The organism is Streptomyces musisoli (assembly GCF_016741855.1).
Classification (GTDB): Bacteria; Actinomycetota; Actinomycetes; order Streptomycetales; family Streptomycetaceae; genus Streptomyces; species Streptomyces musisoli.
In genome coordinates, this window is sequence record NZ_JAERRH010000132.1 from 1 (window position 1) to 325 (window position 325).

Sequence of the window (325 nt, forward strand, 5' to 3'; positions counted from 1 at the left end):
CAGGGTGCCGGTCAGTCGCAGGGCGATGGGCAGGTTGTACGTCGACGCCGCTGCCCCTTCGAGGCGGTTGAGGAACCACAGGCGCCGCTGCGCGAACGACAGCGGGATCTTTGCCGGACGCTCCATGGCGACGAGTGCCGTGCGCGCCGCGTCCGCCTCACTCAGATGACGGGTGAGCTGGGCGACGGTGGGCGCTTCGAACAGCGCCCGCAACGGGAGTTCGACTCCGAGGGCGGTGCGGATGCGGCTTATGACCCGGGTCGCGAGCAGGGAGTGCCCGCCCAGGTCGAAGAAGCTGTCGTCGATGCCGACGCGCTCCACACCA

1 protein-coding gene is annotated in these 325 nt (G+C 69.5%); it reads right to left on the reverse strand.

All coding sequences use genetic code 11. From position 1 onward, the window contains the following. The coding region (locus JK361_RS40790) for a phosphopantetheine-binding protein (RefSeq protein WP_201828297.1) at window positions 1–325 on the reverse strand (325 nt) is incomplete at both ends.